The 18,991-nt window shown below is 52.7% G+C and carries 16 protein-coding genes and 1 tRNA gene; 9 read left to right on the top strand and 8 right to left on the bottom strand.

Annotated features, from left to right (window positions below):
* Positions 1-3: 3 nt before the first annotated feature.
* From AB1N33_RS07125 to tldD, 3 genes are read left to right on the top strand one after another with little or no spacing between them, the layout of a single operon-like run.
* Positions 4-3,891, top strand: a complete 3,888-nt coding sequence (locus AB1N33_RS07125; RefSeq protein WP_411270857.1) for a YhdP family protein — start codon at positions 4-6, stop codon at positions 3,889-3,891.
* On the top strand, positions 3,884-4,702 hold the full coding sequence (locus AB1N33_RS07120; RefSeq protein WP_411270856.1) for a carbon-nitrogen hydrolase family protein: 819 nt from the start codon (positions 3,884-3,886) through the stop codon (positions 4,700-4,702). The genes AB1N33_RS07125 and AB1N33_RS07120 overlap by 8 nt, the downstream gene beginning before the upstream one ends.
* Positions 4,695-6,137: a metalloprotease TldD gene (gene tldD / locus AB1N33_RS07115; RefSeq protein WP_411270855.1), complete on the top strand. Its 1,443-nt coding sequence runs from the start codon at positions 4,695-4,697 to the stop codon at positions 6,135-6,137. The genes AB1N33_RS07120 and tldD overlap by 8 nt, the downstream gene beginning before the upstream one ends.
* Before the next feature lie 18 nt (positions 6,138-6,155).
* On the opposite strand, the gene yjgA is transcribed toward tldD, so the two are convergent.
* Positions 6,156-6,704 (bottom strand): ribosome biogenesis factor YjgA, encoded by a 549-nt coding sequence (yjgA, locus tag AB1N33_RS07110; protein ID WP_411270854.1) that lies wholly within the window; start codon positions 6,702-6,704, stop codon positions 6,156-6,158.
* Positions 6,705-6,775: 71 nt separating this feature from the next.
* On the opposite strand from yjgA, the gene pmbA reads away from it, so the two are divergent.
* Positions 6,776-8,107, top strand: a complete 1,332-nt coding sequence (gene pmbA / locus AB1N33_RS07105) for a metalloprotease PmbA (RefSeq protein ID WP_411270853.1) — start codon at positions 6,776-6,778, stop codon at positions 8,105-8,107.
* Here the strand turns inward: pmbA and AB1N33_RS07100 are convergent, their stop codons facing one another.
* The gene (locus tag AB1N33_RS07100; RefSeq protein ID WP_411270852.1) at positions 8,108-8,503 is read right to left on the bottom strand and encodes a nuclear transport factor 2 family protein; all 396 of its coding nucleotides are present in this window, start codon (positions 8,501-8,503) and stop codon (positions 8,108-8,110) included.
* A gap of 176 nt (positions 8,504-8,679) precedes the next feature.
* Here AB1N33_RS07100 and AB1N33_RS07095 point away from each other — a divergent pair, with 176 nt between their 5' ends.
* Together AB1N33_RS07095 and AB1N33_RS07090 are read left to right on the top strand one after the other, a co-directional pair.
* The gene (locus AB1N33_RS07095) at positions 8,680-9,516 is read left to right on the top strand and encodes a TIGR02285 family protein (RefSeq protein WP_411270851.1); all 837 of its coding nucleotides are present in this window, start codon (positions 8,680-8,682) and stop codon (positions 9,514-9,516) included.
* Between the two features lie 74 nt (positions 9,517-9,590).
* Entirely contained in the window at positions 9,591-10,316 is a 726-nt protein-coding gene (locus AB1N33_RS07090; RefSeq protein ID WP_411270850.1) for a 2OG-Fe(II) oxygenase family protein, read from the top strand.
* A 64-nt stretch (positions 10,317-10,380) separates the two neighbouring features.
* On the opposite strand, the gene arcA is transcribed toward AB1N33_RS07090, so the two are convergent.
* The 6 genes from arcA to AB1N33_RS07060 all read right to left on the bottom strand — a co-directional run bounded on the left by arcA (position 10,381) and on the right by AB1N33_RS07060 (position 17,086).
* Positions 10,381-11,088, bottom strand: a complete 708-nt coding sequence (gene arcA, locus AB1N33_RS07085; RefSeq protein ID WP_411270849.1) for a two-component system response regulator ArcA — start codon at positions 11,086-11,088, stop codon at positions 10,381-10,383.
* A gap of 132 nt (positions 11,089-11,220) precedes the next feature.
* On the bottom strand, positions 11,221-12,888 hold the full coding sequence (locus tag AB1N33_RS07080) for a sensor histidine kinase (RefSeq protein WP_411270848.1): 1,668 nt from the start codon (positions 12,886-12,888) through the stop codon (positions 11,221-11,223).
* A gap of 78 nt (positions 12,889-12,966) precedes the next feature.
* A complete protein-coding gene (glgA, locus tag AB1N33_RS07075; RefSeq protein WP_411270847.1) occupies positions 12,967-14,397 on the bottom strand; it encodes a glycogen synthase GlgA in 1,431 nt (476 codons plus the stop codon).
* Positions 14,398-14,481: 84 nt separating this feature from the next.
* Complete coding sequence (locus AB1N33_RS07070) at positions 14,482-15,564, bottom strand: methyltransferase (protein WP_411270846.1); 1,083 nt, start codon at positions 15,562-15,564, stop codon at positions 14,482-14,484.
* Positions 15,564-16,283, bottom strand: a complete 720-nt coding sequence (gene trmB / locus AB1N33_RS07065) for a tRNA (guanosine(46)-N7)-methyltransferase TrmB (protein WP_411270845.1) — start codon at positions 16,281-16,283, stop codon at positions 15,564-15,566. The genes AB1N33_RS07070 and trmB overlap by 1 nt, the downstream gene beginning before the upstream one ends.
* A gap of 80 nt (positions 16,284-16,363) precedes the next feature.
* Positions 16,364-17,086 carry an alpha/beta fold hydrolase gene (locus AB1N33_RS07060; protein ID WP_411270844.1) on the bottom strand — a complete coding sequence of 241 codons (723 nt, stop codon included), beginning with the start codon at positions 17,084-17,086 and terminating at the stop codon, positions 16,364-16,366.
* An 86-nt stretch (positions 17,087-17,172) separates the two neighbouring features.
* Between AB1N33_RS07060 and mutY the strand changes: the two genes are divergently transcribed.
* The 3 genes from mutY (at position 17,173) to AB1N33_RS07045 (ending at position 18,731) form a co-directional block, all read left to right on the top strand.
* A complete protein-coding gene (gene mutY, locus AB1N33_RS07055) occupies positions 17,173-18,219 on the top strand; it encodes an A/G-specific adenine glycosylase (protein ID WP_411270843.1) in 1,047 nt (348 codons plus the stop codon).
* A 30-nt stretch (positions 18,220-18,249) separates the two neighbouring features.
* Positions 18,250-18,522 carry an oxidative damage protection protein gene (locus AB1N33_RS07050; RefSeq protein ID WP_411270842.1) on the top strand — a complete coding sequence of 91 codons (273 nt, stop codon included), beginning with the start codon at positions 18,250-18,252 and terminating at the stop codon, positions 18,520-18,522.
* 133 nt (positions 18,523-18,655) lie between these two features.
* A tRNA-Phe gene (locus tag AB1N33_RS07045) sits at positions 18,656-18,731 on the top strand.
* Positions 18,732-18,991: the final 260 nt, after the last annotated feature.

Raw genomic sequence — 18,991 nt, 5'->3', positions numbered from 1 at the left:
AGTGTGACGAAAATTGCTGCGGTTGCCGCGTATCTGGTAAAAAAGCTCTGGCTGACAATGGCAGTACTGCTGGTACTGTTCGCTGTGCTGCTCAGCGTTTTGCGTTACGCGCTGCCCCACCTGGAAGACAAAAAATACCTGCTGGAAGACTATGTTAATCAGCAGTATGGTGTGAACCTGTCAATTGGCAGTGTGCATGCGCAATGGCAGCCGTCTGGTCCGAGTATTGTGCTGAAACAGGTATCACTGGCCAAAGATGATAATTCCCCGGTTTCCCTGGATATCCAGACCATTTACGTGGATGTGGACTTCTGGCAATCCCTGAGTCAGCGTCTGATTTCCTCTAACCGATTCGAACTGGTTGGCCTTAATCTCGACATTGATGCGGATCGCATCGAAGGTGCCGGAGACAGTGACTTCCCGGTTGTTGACGCGCTGAAAAGCCTGTTTCTTGAGCAGTTGCAGCAGTTTTCACTCAACAACGGTGTGGTATCACTCAGCCGTGCAGATCGAACCCAGGTCTTTGATGTTGAAGAATTAAGCTGGCTGAACGATGGCGAAAAGCACCAGGGACAAGGGGCCATCCAGGTGCGTGATTTCTCGGCAAACTCAGCATCATTCGCCGTCGATTTGTCGGGCCAGAAAGATGCGCTGACCGGCACTTTCTACGCGCGGGCAGAAGATCTTGACCTGTCTCCCTATGTCAGCGATTTGCTTCAGATAAAACGGCCCCTCACTCAAAGCCGGGCGAACTTTGAAGTCTGGACTCAGATTGAAAACAGCCGGATGGCCGCGGTCCAGGTGGAGTTTGACCGCAGTTTGCTGGAGTGGGGCGGCAATGACTATGCCCCCTTATATACCGGGTTACGCGGAGGCAGCATCCAGGCGCTGCCATCAGAAGGGGGCTGGAACCTGCGCGTTGATCAGCTCATTCTGGACTCCAGTAATCAGACGCTGGTGACCGATCTGGTCGGGCAGGTGACACCACAGGGTGAGTGGATTCTAAGTACCGTAAAGCCGGTATCGATTAACCCGTTTTTGATGCTGACACCACTGTTTCTGGATGACGCGAACGAAGAAGAGCTGCAGGCCCTCGACCCTCGTGGTCAGCTGGCAACCCTGCAGATGAAATGGAACGGTGGGCGTTCGCCGTCCGGAGGCCTGTCGGCGACCGCAAAATTACTCGATGTAGGCTGGAACCAGACCGACGTGGTGCCGGGTATGACGGCACTGGATGTGGATCTTTTCTGGCATAAAAATCAGGGCGCTGTGCTGCTTGAAGCCAGTGATACTTCGCTTGACGCGGATAAAAGCCTGCCGCAAGACCAGCGCATCGACGTGCTCAAAGCCGCACTTTATGTCTACTCGCGGCGCGCGGGTGAGGCAACACACTGGGAAGTTTTGTTGCGGGATACCGAAGTCAGTACCGATTTAGTTACCCTGACCCCGTCGTTCCGTTACAACATCACGACCGGTGAGCTGGCGATTTATGCCGGTATCAGTGATGTTCCGTTACGTGAGGTCAGTGCGTTATTTCCTGCGGTAATGGGAGAAGGCACGCGCGCATACCTGACCCGGGCGTTCGGCGGGGCAGGCACCCTGAAAAATGGCCGGGTGTTATGGTATGGCAAACCCGCGGCATTCCCGTTCAGACAAAAAGACGGGATTTTTCAGGCGTATGCGTCACTCGATAATGCCGATTTTGTATTCGCGGAAAACTGGCCCGGACTGAAGGCGCTGGATCTCGACCTGTACTTCGTCAACGATTCGCTGGTCATGGAGGCGCCGGGCGCAAAACTCGCTGACGTCACCATCAGCGACATGTCGGCGGCAATTCCGGGTCTCTCGGGGTCGTCGATTCTGACCATTTACGCAAAAGGTGACGGCACCGGTGAACAGCTTGCTGCGCTGATGGCACAGTCCAGTATCAAAGACTCCCTGGGTAACGTGCTCAATAATGAAGTTATGATTAGCGGTCCCGTCTCGTCGCAAATCAAACTTCACATTCCGCTGAATGGTGACGAGGTGGTTGCCTCAGGTAACGCCTTGCTTGCAGGTAACCGCATTTATATACGCGCCACCGACATGACGCTGGAAAACGCGCAGGGCGCTATTCAGTTTGAAAATGACAAAATACACAGCGACCAGCTGGGCGTTCGCTGGCTCTCCCAGCCAATGCAGATTTCACTGGAAGGGCACCATGAAGACCAGGCCTACCTGGTTGACGTTGGCCTTGACGGAAACTGGGACAGCCAGACCCTGTTAAGCTACGTCAGTCCGGGATTCACGTCGAAAGTCAGTGGCACAACGGACTGGATGGCGTCGGTGGCACTGACGCTGGGTGAAGATGCATATCAGTATACGGCGACGGTAAACGCTGACCTTACCGATGTGGCCTCGGCACTGCCGCGTCCGTTCGGTAAAGAAGCGGCAACCGCTTCCCTGCTGCAGGTGACCAGTAAAGGGGATAATACCGCCTCGTCTATCTCGGCCAGTCTGGGCGATGAAGTAAAGTTTGATGGTTTGTTACCGCATGCAGAGATGACGTTCTCGCGTGCCCATCTGGCGCTGGGAAAAACCGACTTCAGTGGACTGGGTATGGGTTTCAGTATTTCCGCCGGGCTGGATCAGATGGACGTGGGCCGCTGGTACGATACGCTGGACATTCTGGTCAGCGAACAGGCCGGTAAAGCGGAAGGCGAGCACCATCTGTTCAGCGTGCCTGAACGTATTTTCGTCAACACAGACCGGCTGACGCTGGGTGACCAGCAGCTTGAGAACGTCGCGATTACAGCGAAACAGTCGAATAACAACTGGCAACTGGATATTAATGCCGAACAGGCGCGGGCCGTCGTCAATATTTATGACGAGTGGCTCAGCCGCGGAATAGACATTGATGCCGATTTCATGCGGCTTGAAGCCAGTAAGGATTTTGCATCCTCGTCGGCCATATCATCCGACTGGAAGCCGGACAACCTGCCACCGGTCTATTTTCATTGTGACCAGTGTTCAGTGAACGACATTGAACTTGGCGAGGTGGTGCTGGAGATGGCACGCAATGACAAGGGCATGGAGATCCGACAGGCCAAAGCCACCAACAAATATGGCAGTCTGAGCGCGTCCGGTTTGTGGGTTTATGGCGATTCGCTCAATCAGACCCAGCTGTCCGGGTCGGTTAAAAGCCGCGATGTCGGCGCCATGCTGGAACAGTATGGCTTCAGTTCAGGCATTAAAGACTCCGAGGCTGATATCGCGTTTTCCCTGACCTGGCCCAAATCCCCCATGGATTTCGCGCTGGCCGGGCTGAATGGCACGATTGACTGGGGGCTGACCGATGGCTATCTGACCGAACTCTCGGATAAAGGATCGCGGATTTTCACGCTGTTCAGTCTGAACTCCATGGTCAGAAAGCTGAGCCTGGATTTCCGTGATGTGTTTGCGAAAGGGTTTTTCTACGACAAAATGGACGGCACGCTTGCTATTCAGGATGGCGTTGCCTATACCGATGATACGGAAATTGACGGTGGCGCCGGGGAAATTGAAATCAAAGGCTTCACTGACCTGACCGCAGGCACCCTGAATTACGATGTGTCATTTACGCCCAACGTCACCGGCAACCTGCCAATACTGGTTTATTTTCTGGCGACCCCACCCACCGCACTGGCTGCACTCGCGCTGGATCAGGTCCTGACCTCTGCGAAAGTGATTTCCAACGTCAATTATAAAGTGACCGGTACCCTCAGCGAGCCCGTATTCAGAGAAGTCGGACGCGACAGCAAGGATATCTCCCTGCCGGCACGTAACACGCCAGCCTCAACGGAAGACGAGACTGACCGGCCATTGAGTAAGGACGATCTGAAACGACTTAAGATGGAGGTGATTGATGGTTAATCTGGTTGCTATACAGATGACATCCGTGCCCGATGTTGACACCAACCTGGCGTTTGTCAGTGAACAACTGGCCCAGATGAACTTTTCGGTCCCTACGCTGGTTGTGCTGCCAGAATGTTTTGCCTGTTTTGGTACGCGGGACCGTGAACAGCTTGCCTTGGCTCACGGGCCAAAGTCTCAGCATATTTCTGAGCATCTCTCCTCACTGGCAAAAAAGCACGGCTGCTACATCGTGTCGGGTACGTATCCGACGCCGGCGGAAGCGGCTGATAAATTCTCTGCTACCTGCCAACTGTTCGGCCCGGATGGTCAGTGTCTGGCAGATTACCGAAAAATTCATATGTTCGATGTATCGGTGGACGATAATACCGGCTCGTACCGTGAGTCAAAATACACCGAGCCCGGCAGTAAGGTTGTCTGTGCCGACACGCCGATTGGCCGCGTAGGCCTGGCAGTATGTTATGATGTGCGCTTTCCCGGGCTGTTCGATGCTATGGGCGACATAGATATTCTGGTCCTGCCCGCGGCATTCACGCAGCGTACCGGACAGGCACACTGGGATACCCTGGTACGCGCACGGGCGATTGAAAAGCAATGTTTTGTCGTGGCGCCGAACCAGTCAGGTGTTCACGAAAACGGTCGGGAGACCTACGGTCACAGCCTGATCCTGTCGCCCTGGGGCGTCACACTGGCTGAGAAACCCACCGGCACCGGCAGCATTTCTGCCAGTATAGATTTGTCTGAACGCCAGGCATTGCAAAAGAGCATGCCGGTGGCGCAACACAACCGATTCAGGAGTCATTTTGTCTAAACTTGTCGAACGTCATTTACTGACTGATTCAGGCCTCGATATTCAGGCGCTCGAAAAAGCGCTGGGCATTATCCATCACGCTGACACTGATTTTGCCGACCTGTACTTCCAGTCGAGCCAGCATGAAACCTGGGTACTGGAAGACGGCATCATCAAAGAAGGCAGTTACAACATCGAGCGCGGTGTTGGCGTACGTGCTATCAGCGGAGAAAAAACCGGTTTTGCCTACTCTGATGAAATCAGCCCTGAGGCACTTGAAAAAGCCTGCAAAGCGGCCCGGACAATTGCGCCACAAGGTGGCACCCATCAGGTCGCGCCATTAGCGCCGGTAAATACCGCGTCACGGTATACCAGTGATAACCCGCTGCTGGGAATGGAAGATGCTGAGAAGATCAGCTTGCTACGAGCGGTAGATGCTTATATCCGTCAGCAGGAACCGGGCGTTAATCAGGTGATCGTGAGCCTGAGTGGTGTCTATGAGGAAGTGCTGGTGGCGGCAAGCGACGGTACGCTGGCAACCGATATTCGTCCACTCGTGCGGCTGAACTGCATGGTCCTGCTGGAAAAAGGTGATCGCCGCGAGCGCGGCAGCGCCGGTGCAGGTGGTCGTTATGCTTATGCGTTCTTCACCCGTGACGAAGACGGTAAACCGTACTACCAGCAACTGGCCGATGATGCACTGCATATGGCGCGGGTGAATATGGAAGCGGTGGCGTCGCCCGCCGGTACCATGCCGGTGGTACTCGGTAACGGATGGCCGGGCGTACTGTTGCACGAGGCCGTCGGGCATGGCCTTGAAGGCGACTTTAACCGCAAAGGGGCGTCCACGTTCAGCGGTAAAATTGGTCAGCGCGTTGCAGCGAAAGGGGTGACCGTGGTGGATGATGGCACGCTGACCGATCGACGTGGCTCTCTCACGGTGGATGATGAAGGCACGCCGACCCAGCACAACGTGCTGATTGAAGATGGCATTTTGCGTGGCTACATGCAGGACAAACACAATGCCCGTTTAATGGGTGTACCGGCTACGGGGAATGGTCGTCGTGAATCGTACGCGCATTTGCCTATGCCGCGGATGACAAATACCTACATGCTGGCCGGTGAATATGATCCGCAGGAAATTATCGCGTCCATTGATAAGGGAATTTATGCCCCTAATTTTGCAGGTGGCCAGGTAGATATCACTTCAGGGAAGTTTGTGTTCTCCAGTGCGGAAGCTTACCTGATAGAGAACGGGAAAATTACTGCACCGGTTAAAGGGGCAACCCTGATTGGTAATGGTCCGGAAGTCATGCAGCAGGTCTCAATGATTGGCAATGATGTGGCGCTGGATAAAGGCGTGGGTGTGTGCGGCAAAGACGGACAGAGCGTGCCGGTTGGCGTGGGTCAGCCGACCCTCAAAGTGGATCAGTTGACCGTCGGCGGCACAGCCTGATAAGCACGGTGCCAGCGGCTATGCCGTTGGCATGTGCTCTTTAAGATATTGAAAAAGTTCGCGAAACGCCTTAGGTGGTGCGTTCTTTTCACGCTCCTTGTTGATTTGGCGATGGAACTGTCTGAGCTTTTGACGCTCAAGACCCGGATGCGCTTCGAGCAGCGATTGTATGGCCGCGTCGCCCTGACTGATGATGGCGTCACGGGCTTTTTCAATAGCGTGAAATGCGGCGTTGCTTGCCTGGTGCTGATGGTTCAGGCGGTCAAGCGCTGCTTCAATGTCAGCCGTGTCACGGCCACGCAGCAACTTACCGATGAACTGAAGCTGACGCCGGAAGCCGTCTTTTTTACGATTGATACTTCGGGCCAGCATGACGGCTTCCTCAAGATCATCATCCATAGGGATGGTGGCGAGGTGTGATGGAGTCAGGTCGACCAGGGTTTCCCCGAGCTTCTGGCGGGCGTCGGCCTGGCGTTTTAATTCGGATTTACTGATCCACTCATCGCCGTTGTCTTCAATATCATCAAACGGCGATGCGGAACCAGAGTAAGACTTGTGGTCGCTCATTGAACACTCATAAATGTTACACTTTGGTATGGCTTAATTATGACAGACAGACTGGGACAACGAAACTTACTATGCAAATAGAGCAGCAAATAGCAGACATTCAGAACATCGTTGAGGACGTACTGACGCTCGCGAAGAAGAAAGGCGCCACGCAGGCAGAGGCCAGTATGTCGAAGGTGCAGGGAATTGCTGTGTCGTCGCGCATGCGCGAGGTAGAAAATGTCGAGTTTACCAATGACGGTGGTCTAGGGATCAGCGTGTATGTGGGCAAGCGCAAAGGCAGTGCGTCTACCGCCGATCTGAGCAAAGCAGCACTGGCTCTGACCGTCGAAAAGGCCGTGGACATTGCACGCTACACCAGTGAGGACCCGTGTACCGGGCTGGCTGACGAAGAACTGATTGCCACCGAGTTTCCTGATCTTGACCTGTATCATCCGGTTGAACTGGATACCCAAAAGGCGATTGCCACAGCCATCGAGGCCGAATCGGCAGCCTTTGATTATGATCCGCGCATTACCAACTCGGACGGGGCTTCGTATAACGCCAATCTGGGAATGCGCGTATACGGTAACACGCATGGCATTAACGCGGGCTATCCCAGCAGCCGTTACAGCATGAGCTGTATGATGATTGGCAGTGATGGCGATGACATGCAGCGTGACTACGCGTATGCCGTTAATCGCAAGGCCAGTGCGCTCAAAAGTGCAACCGAGATAGGCCAGGAAGCAGCCAGGCATACGGTAGAGCGACTGGGGGCCAGAAAAATTAACACCGCCAACGTGCCGGTGTTGCTGCATCGCGATTTAGCCGCCAGTTTTTTTGGTCATTATGTTGCTGCGATCAGCGGCGGCAACCTCTATCGCCGCTCTTCCTTCCTGCTCGACAGCCTCGGCAAACAGGTTTTCCCTGAATGGCTGACGATTGAGGAAAAGCCGCAGCTTAAAGGCGCACTGGCCAGCTCAAGTTTTGATAACGAAGGCGTACGTACCCAGGATATGACCATCGTCGACGGCGGCAGGCTGGCAACGTATCTGTATACCACCTATTCAGCGCGAAAACTGAATACAACGAGTAACGGCCACGCTGGTGGGATCCATAACTGGCTGGTGGGAGACAGCGGTCATTCTGACCAGGCGCTGCTGGAAGAGATGGGTACAGGGCTGCTGGTCACCGAACTGATGGGGCAGGGCGTCAACATTGTGACCGGTGATTACTCGCGCGGCGCAGCCGGCTTCTGGGTTGAGAACGGGGTGATCCAGTATCCTGTGCATGAAATCACGATTGCCGGCAACCTGCGCGATATGTTCGCCGGTATACAGGCCATAGGCGCCGAAAAAGATGTGCGTGGCAGCGTTCAGACCGGCTCGGTGCTAATCAACAGCATGCGGGTTGCAGGTAACTGATCACAACCCGCTGCCAAACACAGACTCAATAAGCAGGGTGTCGCTGTATTCTTCTACAGCGACAATACTGTTATCGCGAATTTCAAAGATCATACAGTAGGTGTTGTTATAGGGAATGCCATCCTTGGTTTCTGCAAAGCCTTTCGCCTGCACGACCACCTTACTGCCCTCGGCAGTCATATCCTCAATCTGCATTTGAATCCCCGCTTTCAGCGTAGAAAACAACGGGCCAAGTAAGGCTGACATAACTTCCGGCTTTCCGTTATAAGTTCCTGACAAGCTAGAAGAACCGTGGTTAGTCCATTGTAAGTCCTCGCTGAAAAGTGCGAAGCATTCCTCGGTTTTTCCGGCTTCAGATAAAGCAAAAAAATGTCGAACGATGTCTTTGCTGGTCATCAGTTTCTCCCTACTTATGGCGGCCAACGTGTAATAAGTATAGATGGCCTGCCTGTAATGATCGTTTTAGTGATCATCAATGCGTAAATATTGATAAATGTCATGGTCGAAAACAGCATCATGCACGTACCTGAACTATGCTTAACACGTGGTATTAAAGAGAAGCTGTCAATCTTGTGAAAGCCCTTGTTTTCGTTTGTCTGCTGATAAGTTCGCAGTGTTATGCCAGGGAAATACTGTGGCTGCGGCCGGACTTTCCACCAGGTACTTTCGTGTCAGGCCCGATGCAGGACAAAGGCTACAATGACCTCGCCCGGCAGTATATTATGGCCCGCCTGCCGGGTTACACCCATCACACAGAAACGGCAGGCTACGAGCGAATTGTCAGTCTGATGACGACCGACAATGTCTGTATCGTGGGGCTGTACAAGTCGCCGGCGCGTGAAAAAATCATTCTGTACTCAGATGTCCGCGGCGTCATTTTGCCTAACGGGGTTATCATTCGTGCTGCGGATCGTGAGCGCTTTTCCCACGTGATGGAGAACGGACGGATTGATATTGACGCCCTGCTGGCATCGTCTGAGTTTATTGGTGGCGTGTCTGACGGCCGGCTGTACAAGGGACCGGTGGATGCAGCGCTGACTAACCACCCGGATGCGCCCCACGTACTGCGGCGCAGTGGACCGGATGTCTTTCCCAGCCTGCTGTCGATGCTCGACCGGGGGCGTATTGACTACACCCTGGGCTTTCCGGTGGAGCTGGAGTACCAGCAGCGGCTGCATAAAACCACGCAGCCCATGCTGTTTATACCCGTTAAAGACATGCCGGACGCCACGCCGACCTATATTGCCTGTAGCCGCAATGCCTGGGGCGAACAGGTGATTGAAGAGATTAATCACATTCTTGTTAATAACCGTCTTGATGTGGAATACCTGATGACCTACCAGGACTGGCTTGATAAAGACAGTGCGAAACGTCATCAGGCTCTGTCAGAGGCGCTATTTTCACGATGAAGTGAAGCCAGGCGCTGCACGTGGTTTACAGCAACCGCAAAAACACATAGTGTACCGTGATGCTAAGAAACCTGTTGTCAGAGGCCGTTGTGAATATTGACATCAACCCCGCGATTGATACTGAGAAGGCGAAAGCCGAGTACCAGAAAACCGGCAGGGTACAGATAAAGCAGTTTTTCACTGAGCAGACTGCGAATTACCTGATGGAGTGCATTGAGCGTAATACCCGCTGGTATTTTGCCTATAACGATCCACAGGGCTTCTATGAAGCCGACTACGACAAAGTGGCGTCGTTACCGGACGATATTAAAGCGCGCTTCATGGGTGAGATATACGCCCGCGCGACCACACAGTTCCAGTACGCATTCGGCCAATATTACATTACTCAGGCGGTTGAGCTGAACGAAGATCCCGGTCACCCGCTTCATGCCGTAGAAGCCTTCGTTAACAGCGAACAATACCTGTCGCTGATGCGGGATATTACCGGTGAGCCAGCCATTCGTAAGGCCGACAGCTACGCGTCGCTGTATGACAAAGGGCATTTTCTTACCAACCATAACGATATCCACAAGAAGCATGATCGCGTTGCTGCCTGTACGTTCGGATTCACCAAAAACTGGAATATGAATTGGGGCGGGCATGTCGTGTTTTTCGACGAAGATGGCAACATAGAACAGGGTTTTAAACCGGAGTTCAACACGTTTACGATGTTCAGGATCCCACAGGAGCATGCTGTTCAGACGGTATCGCCGTTCGCCGGCGCCAAGCGATATTCGTTATTAAGCTGGCTGCATCGTTAACGCAAACAGAACAAAAAAAGCCCCGACAGAACGGGGCTTTTTGATTTCAGACTGGTGACTACGCTTAGCTGTCAACCGAGCCGCAGAAGCGATAACCTTCGCCGTGAATCGTTACAATCAACTCTTCGTCATTAGGCTCTGATTCGAAGTGCTTACGAATACGACGGATAGTCACATCCACGGTACGGTCGTTCGGACGCAGTTCACGGCCGGTCATTTCCATGATCAGCTGTTCACGGGTCAGAATTTTGCCCGGGTTGCTCAAAAACAGGTGCAGGGCACGGAATTCACTGCGTGGCAGACGGAACTCATTACCAGTGGGTGAAATCAGAGAACGACTATCACCGTCGAGCGTCCAGCCGTTAAAGCTTACGCGGCTTGGTAAATCATCATCTTCACTGGCATTAGTAGTGCGGGCAAGCAGATTGCGCGCACGGATTGTCAGCTCACGCGGGTTAAACGGTTTGGTCAGGTAATCATCGGCGCCAATCTCCAGACCCAGAATACGATCGACATCGTTATCACGGCCGGTCAGGAAGATAAGACCGACATTTTTTCTGTCACGCACTTCACGCGCCAGAATAAGACCGTTTTTGCCGGGCAGGTTGATGTCCATGATGACCAGATTGATCGAATGGTTTTCGAAAAACTCATGCATCTGCTCGCCGTTTTCCGCCTCAAAGACATTGTAGCCCTCTGCTTCAAACAAACTCTTTAGCGTGGTACGGGTAACCACTTCATCTTCAACAATTAACACATTTGGCGTCTGCATGCGGTTTCACACTCTTTTATCAATCGGTTTACGTCGTTTAATGGGTAAAGTTTAATAGTCAGGATCCTGTTTGCAAGATCTTATTAAACATCGCCTTAAGGTATTGGGCCTGATGGTTGTTTTTCAACCGTTTCAGCGAACCTGATCGCCGTATTTGGCTTTGGTCACGGGAAATACAATCACAAATTCCACGCCCGCCCCTTCTTCGCTGGTCAGTGAGATGGAGCCGTTAAGCGCCTGGGTGACCAGGTTATATACCAGGTGCATACCCAACCCCGATCCGCCCTGTCCACGTTTGGTGGTGACAAACGGGTCGAAAATGCGTTTACGAATATCTTTTGGAATGCCCCGGCCATTGTCACGATAGACGATTTTTAGCTTATTGTCGGCGACCAGTTCTGCCGCGATATCAATCTTTCCGTCATCAATCCCTTCAAACCCGTGAATGATCGAGTTCATAATGAGGTTAATCAGGATTTGGTTTATCGGTCCGGCTTTGCTCTCCACCGTCAGGGTAGGATCTACCTCCACATTCACCTGATGATTGAATTTTTTCAGGCGCGGACGCAGCGACAGCAAAATTTCATTAACCAGCTGCATAAAGCAGAACGAACGACTGGTCTCGCTTGACTGGTCAACGGCAACCTGTTTAAAGCTTGAAATCAGTTCAGCGGCCCGGTTGAGATTACGGTAAATGATATTGAGGTTTTCCTGACTTTCGGTCAGAAACTTCTGCATGGTGCTGGCTTTGAGGGTTTTGTTTTCAAATTCTTTCTGGATCACTGCCAGCCGGTCGAGCATCATAGTTGACGCGGTCACCCCAAGCCCGATAGGCGTATTAACTTCGTGGGCGACACCAGCAACCATGTCACCCAGTGACGCCATTTTTTCATTCTGGACAATCTGGCGCTGGAACTGATGAAGCTTTTCGAGCGTCTGGATCAGCTCCTGGTTTGCATCTTTCAGGGCCAGGGTACGCTGGCTGACCATATCCTCAAGTGAGGCATTGAGTTTGCGGTGCTGTTCTTCTGCCAGACGCTGCTTTTGCATGTACTCCTGAATACGCGACAGCATAATGTTAACGGCGTCTGACAGAATGGTCAGTTCGCGGATGCTGGAAGACTCAGCCCGCGCAGAGTAATCACGCTGACGTGAGGTACGCTGCAAAAATGACGACAGTTGCTCAATTGGCCCCGTTACAATACGCTGCATGCGCAGTGCCAGCAGGAAGCTGATGAGCATCATCACAAACATGACAGACATATTGATGAGAATGGATTTGCCGACCAGCTTGTTAAAACTGTCGGCTGACGCACGCAGATAAATCCAGCCGAGTTCCCGGTTATCACTGACCGCATAAATGCGGCTTGCTACTTCGATGTAATCGCCATCCGCCGAAATGCGCGGGCCTTTTTCCAGCGCTTGCAACTGACTGGACTGATTCGGCAGGGGGGGCTCGCCTTCGCGGTTAAAGTCGGCAAACCGTTCTACCTGCAACGGTGGCGTTAAACTGGGGCTGAGCGTGCGATACAGGTGAACATTGAGCACCATGTCAGCCACATCAAGACTCTGCAGGCGGGCTTCTGCGTCCTCAATTTCACCCCCGAGTAACAAGGTGTCTGAGTTGTTGGCGACCAGCTTGGTCAGCATCACAACATTGTCTTCGAGTTCTTTTCGGTAGGTTTCGATTTGGGTGTAAATGGACAGACTCGACGAGATCACGAGGGTAATCGTGGCGATCGCCATAACTACCCATAGGAACAGGCTCCTTATCGAGAGTCTTACGGTCGTATCTGTCATTTATTATTAGTGTGGTTTTGAAGTACGCGTATCATCAATAGTGGCTTATCTTTGTGCAAAAAGAAAGCGTTAACAGTGTCATCCCGCGTCAAACATTAACTGGTAAAGACGCGCATAGTGTTTTGCTGCTTCCGGCCAGGTAAATCGGGTGCGCATGCCGGTTTCCTGCATGCGGCGGTACTGCGCCGGGTGCTCGTGATAAAATAACAGTGCACGACGTATACATGCCAGCAGGGCGTCGGGTGTCGGGTCACTGAAAACAAAACCGGTCGCGTGCTCGCCATGTTGCTGGTCAATCACGGTGTCCTTCAAGCCACCAACGGCCCGGACTATGGGAATGGTGCCATAGGCCAGAGAATACATCTGGTTGAGCCCGCACGGCTCGAACTGCGATGGCATCAGGAAGAAATCAGCACCCGCTTCCACAAGGTGGGCGTGTTCGCTGCTGAAGCCGTTGATAAACGCGAAGCGGCCGGGATGTTGCTGCGCGAACTCACCTAAATCCATACAGACTTTCGGATCGCCAGTACCCACAATCACAACCTGCACGTTGTGCCGCATCAAATCATCCAGGATCGGTGTCAGGTAACCGAAACCTTTTTGTTCGGTTAACCGGCATACCATGCCCAACAGTGGCGTGTCATGTGCCACCGCAAGGCCTGACTTTTCCTGCAGGGCCTGCTTGCAGACCGTTTTGTTATGCAGTGAGTCCACATCGTAATTAACCGGCAGGAACGAATCAGTGGCCGGGTTCCACTGCGTGTAGTCACAGCCATTAAGAATACCGACCAGGTCACTCTGGCGCATTACCAGGCGGTCATGCAAACCGTGACTGCCCAGATCGGTCAGCAGCTCCTGAGCATAATTGGGGCTGACCGTAGTGACCTTGTGAGCAAATTCGATAGCACTTTGTAGCATATTGATGTAGCCGCCATGCACTTGCGACAGTATCGCCGGGTGGTGACGCAAAAACGGGATCGTGTCGAGCTGATGTACGCCCTGAAATGCTGCATTGTGAATGGTAAAGACAGAACGGGTATTCGCAAAGTGACCTGAGCGGTCATGCGCCATTAAAAACGGCAGCATGGCCGTATGCCAGTCGTGACAATGAATGACATCGGGCTGAATGTTGAGTGCCTGCAGGCTTTGCAGAACGGCACCGCTGAAGAAACTGAACCGTTCACCGTTATCACTGAAGGCGTTGAAAGATGACGCATACAGACCATCCCGGTCAAAATACTCTGGATAGTCAATCAGGTAAACCTGCAGACCCTGCCATGTCATGCTGTGAACATCAAAGTGGTAAACCTGGCTTTCAGTAAACAGTTCAAGGGTGTCACCGACTTTCTCCGCCGAAATGTCACTTTTCAGTTGCTGATAATAGGGCATGACAATCGTGACGTTATAGCCCAGATCCTTCAGCGCTATCGGTAACGCCTTGCCCACATCGGCCAGGCCGCCTGTTTTAACCAGTTCTTCTACTTCAGAAATAGCAAATACAATGTTCACAATACTGTCCTTTTGTTGCAGAGCCCCAGCCCTGTCGGCCTGTCCCCGTTACTGACTAAACTAGCACAGGCTGCGGATAAGGTGCTATGCGCGCGTTGCCTGATAGACCGAAAACTGCGTCGTTTGTGCCACAGTATGCACCTGAGCAAAGTGTTCAGACAATAAGCCCGGATAGGGGAGAAAACGGTTTGCCACCATTTGTAGTGTGCCACCGCTCTTCAGAATGCGACTGGCGTCCTCAATAAACCGTTTGGTAATGCTGTAGTCCGTTTTTACACCGGTATGAAACGGTGGGTTGGTGATGATGTGGTTTACGCTAAGTGACACTCCATGCAACCCGTTTGCGGCAATAAGCTGACCGGTTTGTTGGTTCTCTTGCAGGGTTTGCGCGCAGCAGTAAAGTGCCAGCGCACTGACATCCAGATAGTGTAGTGTGAGGTGCGGATATGACGTTTTCAGGAAGCTGCCGACGACACCGGCGCCGCAGGCAAAATCGAGAATATCGCCGCGTAATGTCTGGCTGCATTTTTCCAGTAACAGGTGCGTGCCATTATCCAGTTCGCCATGACTGAATACGCCCGGCATGGAGACCACGTCCCACTGCCGGCCATTACACTGATAGGTTATTGTTTCCAGCCAGACGTCAGGTTCAAATGGACCATGTTGGACAGCCACGTCCGTGGTAATCAGGCTGCAGTGACGGGCTGAGTCAACCTTCATGGTCGCGCCGTACTGCTGCATCAGTTTGGCAGCGCTTTTAATGCCACCTTTATTTTCGCCGACCACATGAATACGGCCACCGGCTTTCAGTAATCCAGCAGCCTGACGCAGCAGCATGCTGAAATGGGCTTTGGATTTTGGCAGGTATATCAGCACATCGGTGGCAATACCCTGTTCAGTGGTAAACGGCGTAAAGTCATGCAGATGGTCACCGACTTTCTGGCGGCACAGCAGGCCACCCGAAACGACATCGCGGCTATCGACGGTGTAGACAGGCAGCACCCGGATACTTTCACTGAAAATATCGAAATACTGATGGATAACCCGAAGCGGAATATGTTTTATTGAGTCAGTAAAATAAGCATCTGTGGGGTTAATAATTACCCACTCACCCTGCTCGAACAAGGTGAGGTTGCGTTCCAGTAACTGACTCTGCGGGCTCAGCATTAATCGATCCGCTCGTAAATTAAATCCCACACGCCATGGCCAAGCTTCTGGCCGCGCGTTTCGAATTTGGTGATTGGACGATACGCCGGACGTGCAACATAATTGCCATCCGTTGCGGTATTTTTATAGCCTGGCGCGGCATTCATCACTTCAGCCATATGCTCGGCATAATTTTCCCAGTCGGTAGCCATATGGAAATGGCCGCCGGTCTTCAGTTTACTGCGAACCAGTTGGGCAAATTCCGGCTGCACGATACGGCGTTTATGGTGGCGCTTTTTATGCCACGGATCGGGGAAGTACAACTGCAGGCGGGAGAGAGCGGCATCCGGGATCATGTTTTTCAGAACGTCAACGGCATCATACTCCATGACACGAAGGTTGGTAAGTCCTAACTCTCCGGCATCCTGAAGGCAGGCGCCAACACCAGGCCGATGAACTTCAATGCCGATGAAGTCTTTGTCCGGTTCGGAAGCCGCCATTTCTACCAGTGACTTACCCATACCAAAGCCAATTTCCAGCACTACCGGGGCTGTCCGGCCAAAAACGTCGTACAGATTGAGCGGGGTGCCTGTGTAGTCAATTCCCATGGCTGGCCAGTGCATCTCCAGTGCACGAGCCTGCGCTTTTGTCAGTCGCCCTTCACGTTTTACATAGCTTTTAATTTTGCTGATAAATACGCCAGCTGCTTCTGCTTCTTGCTGGTTTTTAAATTGACCCATGACCCCATCTCTTTTAACCGCCGTTATCAGGTGCGGCATTATCCAGTCTATCCCGCGTTATGCAATATTTTGCAGGCAAATTATAGGATGTTTTTCTCATCCGCCAAGAGCCAGTTCTGAAGTAATGCCGCAACCTGCTGCGGCGCTTCCAGAAGCATCATATGCGCGGTATCGTCGAGGATCGCGTGATGCGCAGGTTGTATCGTCTTAATGGCCTGACGCAGTGAATCCGGCTCGGCTATCTGGTCACTGCTGGCACCCAGGATATTGACCGGGAAGGACGCTTGACTGAGCGTGTCTGTCATTGGCTTACGGGGCGTTGTCGATAAGGTATGGGCCAGTAAGGTTGTGCTGCCTAAGTCTGCCGCCATGGCCGTCATTACGCCCGCCACATGTTCGTCCTTCAGTCGCGCCGGATGAATAAAGCGGGACAAAAACGCGCTGCTGTCAGGCTTAAACTGACCTTTCTTCAGGAACGTCACAAGCAGATTACGCCGTGCCGTTTCCTCGTCACCTAGTCCTTTCGGGTCATAGCCTATCAGCGTCAGCGACGCCACGCTGTCAGCATGTTCGCTGGCGAACAGGCTGGCGACGTAGCCGCCCATCGAATAGCCCACCAGATGCACTTTCTCTCCATCGAGCACTCGGTCTGAGGTCAGCGCCAGCATCTCGGCCAGTGACGATGCCCATTGCAGCGGTACATAGCGACGCTGTCGGCATGCAAGATGTTGCCATACGGGCAGCCATACCCGCTCGTCACAGGCAGTGCCGGGCAGAAATAAAACGGGAGCCTGGATTGTCACAAAAACCTCGCAATGGCGTGAAGCAAAGATGGCACGCATGATACCATAGCGCTCTGTCGATGATTAACTGCAACCCACTATCTGACATGACGACCGCATTTTCAGACCGCGTACTCACCTGGTTTGACCGCCACGGGAGAAAACACCTGCCTTGGCAGCAAAACGTGACGCCGTATAAGGTGTGGATATCCGAAATCATGCTGCAGCAGACGCAGGTGACGACGGTTATCCCGTATTTTGAACGTTTTATGACGTCATTCCCCGACGTTAACGCACTGGCGGCAGCGTCGCAGGATGACGTACTGCATCACTGGACCGGGCTCGGTTACTACGCCCGCGCCCGCAACCTTCACCGTGCCGCCAGACACATTGCTGAACACCATGTTGGACGCTTTCCGGATACGCTGGATGATGTCATGGCGTTACCTGGCGTTGGACGCTCAACTGCTGGCGCTATTCTCTCTCTGGCGTGCCAGCAGCGACACCCTATTCTGGATGGCAACGTAAAACGGGTACTGGCACGACATCAGGCCATCGAAGGCTGGCCAGGAGTTAAAAAAGTCGAAAACACGCTGTGGGATATTGCTGAGCAATATACGCCGACAGAGCGCTGTAATCACTATACTCAGGCGATGATGGATTTAGGGGCGATGGTGTGCACGCGCAGCAAGCCGGCCTGTGATCAGTGCCCGGTACAAACAGACTGCATCGCCTACGCGCAGGGTAACCAGGCAGCGTATCCAGGTAAAAAGCCGAAAAAGGCGCTGCCGGTGCGTAATGTCACATTCTTAATTCCGATGTATCAGCGCAGTGTGTTTATGACACAGCGTCCGTCGGAAGGGCTATGGGGCGGTCTGTATGGGTTTGTGGAAGTCCGGCCTGAAGACAATGAGGCAACGCTGACACACCATATCGCCGGAGCGTCGGTGCAGGCCACCACATTACCGGCGTTTCGACACACCTTCAGCCATTTTCATCTGGATATCACGCCGCGCTTACTGACGCTGGAAAAGCCGCCACAGGCCCGAATCACGGAGGCAGGGGCCGGCTGGTTTAGTATTGATGAGCCGATTGAGGTGGGCATGGCCGCGCCAACAAAAAAAATCATCCAACAGCTGCACCATCTTTTGTAACATAGCAGCACAGCATTAAGGGGAGTCATCATGAGCAGAACGGTTTTTTGTGCGCATCTGAAAAAAGAGGCAGACGGTCTGGATTTTCAGCTATACCCGGGTGAGCTGGGAAAGCGCATATTCGATAATATTTCCAAGGAAGCCTGGGCCGAGTGGCAGAAAAAGCAGACCATGCTGATTAATGAGCACAAGCTGAATATGATGGATCCGGAGGCGCGGAAGTTCCTTGAACAAAATATGGAAGCCTTCCTGTTTGAAGGAAAAGACCCGAAAATAGAAGGCTACGTGCCGCCGTCGAAGTAAAATTGGGGCGTATCGGTTAAAGTCTGTGCACTTGACAAAAAATCGCGATAAAGTTGTTGACTTAATCGTGCGAAATCCGTTTAATACGCACCCACGACGCCACGGGCAATAAGCCCTACGCGCAACCAGTTTCGCCCAGATAGCTCAGTTGGTAGAGCAGTGGATTGAAAATCCTCGTGTCGGTGGTTCGATTCCGCCTCTGGGCACCATCACAAACAAGGCCTTGCAGGAATGCAGGGCCTTTTTTGTTTCTGCCACCGACAAGTCGGTGCCAGTGCCTGGCGCGTTACAATTCCGCCTCTGGGCACCATTCTTAAAAGCCTCGCATCTGCGGGGCTTTTTTGATTCCAGTGACCCGTCCTAAATAAAGTTGACACTTTCCAGCTTCTTTTTGGAGAGTGTAATGAATACAAGTACTAAACGAACTCAGCGGGATTATTCACTGGCCTTTAAACTGGCGGTTGTCGAC

The sequence above is a fragment of the Alteromonas nitratireducens genome, from assembly GCF_040812025.1.
GTDB classification, from domain to species: Bacteria; Pseudomonadota; Gammaproteobacteria; order Enterobacterales; family Alteromonadaceae; genus Alteromonas; species Alteromonas nitratireducens.
This window is presented reverse-complemented; position numbering and strand designations above follow the sequence as displayed.

Coding starts and splice junctions, on each gene's coding strand:
- AB1N33_RS07120 (WP_411270856.1), top strand. CDS start 3,884: ATGGTTAATCTGGTTGCTATACAGATGACATCCGTGCCCGATGTTGAC.
- pmbA (WP_411270853.1), top strand. CDS start 6,776: ATGCAAATAGAGCAGCAAATAGCAGACATTCAGAACATCGTTGAGGAC.
- yjgA (WP_411270854.1), bottom strand. CDS start 6,704: ATGAGCGACCACAAGTCTTACTCTGGTTCCGCATCGCCGTTTGATGAT.
- AB1N33_RS07100 (WP_411270852.1), bottom strand. CDS start 8,503: ATGACCAGCAAAGACATCGTTCGACATTTTTTTGCTTTATCTGAAGCC.
- trmB (WP_411270845.1), bottom strand. CDS start 16,283: ATGGGTCAATTTAAAAACCAGCAAGAAGCAGAAGCAGCTGGCGTATTT.
- mutY (WP_411270843.1), top strand. CDS start 17,173: ATGACGACCGCATTTTCAGACCGCGTACTCACCTGGTTTGACCGCCAC.
- arcA (WP_411270849.1), bottom strand. CDS start 11,088: ATGCAGACGCCAAATGTGTTAATTGTTGAAGATGAAGTGGTTACCCGT.
- AB1N33_RS07050 (WP_411270842.1), top strand. CDS start 18,250: ATGAGCAGAACGGTTTTTTGTGCGCATCTGAAAAAAGAGGCAGACGGT.
- AB1N33_RS07070 (WP_411270846.1), bottom strand. CDS start 15,564: ATGCTGAGCCCGCAGAGTCAGTTACTGGAACGCAACCTCACCTTGTTC.
- AB1N33_RS07080 (WP_411270848.1), bottom strand. CDS start 12,888: ATGACAGATACGACCGTAAGACTCTCGATAAGGAGCCTGTTCCTATGG.